The 4,489-nt window shown below is 51.4% G+C and carries 3 protein-coding genes; all 3 read left to right on the top strand.

Annotated elements, in window-relative coordinates; all coding sequences use genetic code 11:
• Window positions 1-999: 999 nt before the first annotated feature.
• The 3 genes from QNK41_RS10165 to QNK41_RS10155 all read left to right on the top strand — a co-directional run bounded on the left by QNK41_RS10165 (window position 1,000) and on the right by QNK41_RS10155 (window position 4,295).
• Window positions 1,000-2,232 (top strand): Fic family protein, encoded by a 1,233-nt coding sequence (locus QNK41_RS10165; protein WP_319256353.1) that lies wholly within the window; start codon window positions 1,000-1,002, stop codon window positions 2,230-2,232.
• Window positions 2,233-2,411: 179 nt separating this feature from the next.
• Window positions 2,412-2,759: a hypothetical protein gene (locus QNK41_RS10160; protein WP_319256351.1), complete on the top strand. Its 348-nt coding sequence runs from the start codon at window positions 2,412-2,414 to the stop codon at window positions 2,757-2,759.
• A gap of 300 nt (window positions 2,760-3,059) precedes the next feature.
• Window positions 3,060-4,295, top strand: coding sequence for an aminotransferase class V-fold PLP-dependent enzyme (locus QNK41_RS10155; protein ID WP_319256349.1), 1,236 nt, complete (start codon window positions 3,060-3,062; stop codon window positions 4,293-4,295).
• The last annotated feature ends 194 nt before the right edge of the window (window positions 4,296-4,489 follow it).

Below are 4,489 nucleotides of genomic sequence, written 5' to 3'. Positions count from 1 at the left end.
CGATTCATGCGAGCACCTTATCCTGCTGAATCTGTCAGCCAATCCGATGTTTTTTCAATTTCCGGCATTATTGTATAATTGATCCTTGTATGAGCGATTGTCGAGCTTGCCGCAGACTCAAGGCAGATGTCGCAGCGCTATAGTGAACTATGCGCTGCGGCAGCTAACGCAGAAGATGCGGTGAGATCGGCAAACCCAAAGGGTTTGACCTTTTGAGGACCAAATCCGATTTTATACAGACTCATATCATAACCATTCGTAATCTTAAAAAAGGTGAAACGCCCAGCTTGGGTAGAAGTTAAACTCTATTGGGTTGGCAAAGATACCAGATTATATGAGACCGAATTTAAAAACGGAACTATATACGAAAAAAAGGCTGACACCATAATGTCCTGAAACAACGGAGAAACACACAGTAACCAATTCTATCGGGGTTGTGTGTAACTTGTTTAATCAGCAGGATAAATTTCTATTTACCTTTTTATTGTATATAGATCCGTTTTTAAGTTATTAACTATGCAATGTCAATCGGTTAGCGAGGCCCGACCCCATTGCTCTCTATATTGGGGCTACCTCAAATATGCTCATTGCCATGCTCAATGGGTTGATGCGCCAGCAGATTGCAGGGATGGATAAATTGAAAGGTGTGGAAGCGACAACGGTTACGTTTTGTCGGAAGGCGCTGGTAGCAGGTGCATGAGTTGGAAATGGTAACTGAGGGTATTGAAACGGAGGCGGAAAGGTCAAACGTAGACTTGACCCCACTTCTGGGTGTCACCCTTCAATGATTGAAAGAAACCTGCGAACGTTACATCGGCGCCGGGGAAAAGGTTTTGATTCAGTAGGTGCGGATCGGTGAAATATAAATTGGGCTCATCTGGTGCCTATTTTAGAAAACCATGATAACAAACGGATGCATCTTGTTTTATTTTAAAAATTGATGCTATTTTAAAATAAAATGAAGCAGAGGCGGTTTATATTTCAAGAGGCTGAAATAAAATGGATGACACAGCCGATAGGCACCGGGCAGGAAAAAACATCAAACAATTGGAAGGCTATGCCGCCTTTATCCCCGCTCCCCTTCCGCCCGTTCCTCCCATCAACCTGGACGGCCAGCTCATGCGTCTTCTATCGGATGCGGACAGGGCTTTGGGGCGCCTGGACGGCGTAACCACCATCCTTCCCAACCCGAACCTTTTCGTAGCGATGTATGTCAAACAGGAAGCGGTTTTCAGCTCACAGATCGAGGGTACCCAAAGCACCCTGGAGGATGTGCTGGAATATGAAGCGGGGCCTGTCAGGGAAAAACGCCCCAAAGATGTCGAAGAAGTCGTGAATTATGTTCGCGCCATGAACCATGGACTTCAGGAACTTGCCAATCTGCCCTTGAGTTTAAGACTGATCAAACAGATTCATGCGGAGTTGTTGAAGGGCGTCAGAGGGGGTGAACGAACGCCGGGTGAGTTCAGACGATCACAAAACTGGATTGGACCGGGAGGCTGTACGCTTGCCGATGCGGAGTTTGTGCCTCCCCCGCCGCACCAAATGAAAGCGGCGCTGGATAATTTTGAAAAATTCCTTCACGACCAGTCAATGTTGCCGGTGTTGATTCATTGCGGCCTGGCACACGCCCAATTTGAAACGATCCATCCGTTTCTCGACGGAAACGGACGAATGGGGCGGCTCCTGATCACATTTCTATTGTGTGAAAAGCAAATTCTCCAGAAGCCCCTGCTCTATCTGAGCTATTATCTCAAGGCCCATCGGGCCGAATACTATGACCGTTTGATGGCCATTCGAAATGCCGGAGACTGGGAAGGATGGCTTCGCTTTTTCCTTCGTGGTGTCTACGAAGTCAGCCAGGCATCCACGTCAACCGCACGTTTGATTCTCGACATGCGCGAGCGGCACAGGGTATCGATCGCGGAAAAATTGTCTAACAGCACCAATGGGTTAAGGCTGTTGGATTACCTGTTCGAAAAACCCATGGTAAGCGTTCGCGAGGCTCAGCAGGTGATGGAGGTTTCCTATGTAACGGCCTCCAGCGTAATCGGTAATATGGAAAAAGCCGGTATCTTGGTGGAAATTACAGGCCAGAAACGTAACAAGGTTTTTAGGTACGAGCCATATATTGCCATGTTCAGTCGGCAGGCCAGTTCCCTCCCGCAAGAAATGGGCGAGCCAGGTGTGGAAATCAAACCCGGATCACCAACCTCATCCTCACAGACATGAATTCCAACAGGCGCACAGAATGGATAAATCCACACGAAATCTGATCCAGAAAGCTACACAAGACGCCCGACAGCTTCTCGAAAACGAATACAGTCGTCAACTGGGAGGTTTATACGACATCCTCCCGAATAGAACGATCGCATCGATGCGCTGGATCCCTTCGCGGCCACCGCCATTGAATGGCTGGCGGCCTTGATTCGGGCCCACTTCGCGGTCCTGGCCGAGGAGCCGGCGCTCATGCGCATCCTGCTGCGGAACTGCCCGGCAAGGCTGGAAGATCCGGACAGCACCTGCGTCACGGTTTATCGAAAGGCCCGCAACGGATCAAAACGAACGTAAAGAAAATTATAGAGGAAGGCACGGCGTCCGATGAATTCAACCCGGTGGAGATCGATGCCACGGCTAATATGCTCATTGCCATGCTCAATGGGTTGATGCGCCAGCAGATTGCAGGAATGGATAAATTGAAAGGTGTGGAAGCGACAACGGTTGCGTTTTGGAGGAATGCCTTGGTGGTGCAGCCATGAAACCACGGAACACACAGAATACACAGAATTTTTTTTAACTAAACTGAGCGATTGTCGAGCTTGCCGCAGATACAAGGAAGAGACCTTTCCGCTATAGTCGCCTATGCGGGAAGGCATCTGACGCCGTAGATGCGGTGAGATCGGCAATCCCAACGGGTTTCACATTTTTCAGGATAGATTACGGAAATATTCTATTAAATGAACACAATCCATCATCCGAAAAAATTTGAAACGCTCAGTTCAGGTTTTACTCTCTTTTTCCGTGTCCTCCTTGTGTTCAGTGGTTGAAAAGGAAATTTAATGAACTTAGACATCGACTTCATCCGTGCCCAGTACCCGGTCTTCTCCAACCCCGTCACCGCCCGCTGGGCGATGTTCGAAAACGCCGGCGGTTCCTACGTCCCCCGACAGGTTTCCGATCGCCTGCACGACTTTTTCCAGTATACCAAGGTCCAGCCATACGGCCCCTTCGAGGCTTCCATCAAGGCAGGTGAGGCAATGGATGCAGGCTATCAGGCCATGGCCGGCTTGCTGAACTGTGATCCGGACGAGCTGACGCTGGGACCGTCCACCACCATGAATTTCTATGTCCTGGCCCAGGCGATCCGGCCGCTGCTCAAGCCCGGCGACGAGATCATCGTCACCAACCAGGACCATGAGGCCAATATCGGATGCTGGCGGCGTCTGGCGGAGTTCGGTGCGGTGGTTAAAGAGTGGCAGATCGATCCGCAGACCGGCGAGCTGGCGATAGAGGACCTCAAATCCCTGGTCAGCAAACGGACCCGGCTGGTCTGCTTCACCCTCTGCTCCAACATCGTGGGGACCATGCACGATTTCAAGGCCATTGCTGACATCGCCCACGAGGCCGGTGCGCTGGCCATCGGTGACGGGGTCTCCTTCGCGCCCCACCGGGTGCTGGACGTCAACACCAGCGGCCTGGATCTCTACCTGTTCAGCACGTACAAGACCTTCGGAACACACATCGGGGTCATGTGGGGCAGACAATCCGTTCTCGACACCCTCGAGCCCCAGGGCCACTACTTCAACCGGGACCTGCCGCACTACAAGTTCAACCCGGCCGGGCCACTGCACGCGGAGATTGCGGCGCTGGCCGGCATCGAGGAATACATCGATACACTCTACGATCACCATTTCAATGATGTGGCGCCCGGCTTTCACACCCGGGCTGCTAAAGTATTCGATCTTTTTGCCGAGCACGAGACCGTCCAGGCCAATCGGGTGTTAGCAGCGATACGCGCCATTCCCGGTTCCAGGAGTATTGGTCAGGGCCGGGCCGGGGAAGGTTCGCGGGCCGCGACCATCGCGTTTACACTCGCCGGGATGCGTTGCAGTGATGCCGTCAAACGCCTGGTGGAGAAACAGATTGCCGTGCGCAACGGACACTTCTATGCGCTCCGTTGCCTTGAGGCGCTGGGTATCCAGGATACGGACGAAGGGATTATCCGGATCAGTATGGTGCATTATAATTCTTCTCAGGATGTGGATCGGTTGGTAGAGGGGTTGGCAAGTTTGTAGGGTGTTCAAGAAAAATCAAATTTAGAATTGGCCCCAAATTGTTTTTAAATTTGTGGTCTCCTGGCTCACCTTTGGCTTACGTAAGAGTCAAAAGCAGACTTGACCCCTTTACCCCCAAATCGATTGCGGACTTTCTGATGGAGCAAGGCGTACCGGAATGGCGAGCCTGGCTGTTAGCTTTATCCGGCAAAGGG

Origin of the sequence: Desulfosarcina sp., assembly GCF_033791525.1 — a bacterium.
Classification (GTDB): domain Bacteria; phylum Desulfobacterota; class Desulfobacteria; order Desulfobacterales; family Desulfosarcinaceae; genus Desulfosarcina.
Note: the sequence above shows the minus strand (reverse complement) of the source record. Positions and strands in the feature narration are given on the sequence as shown.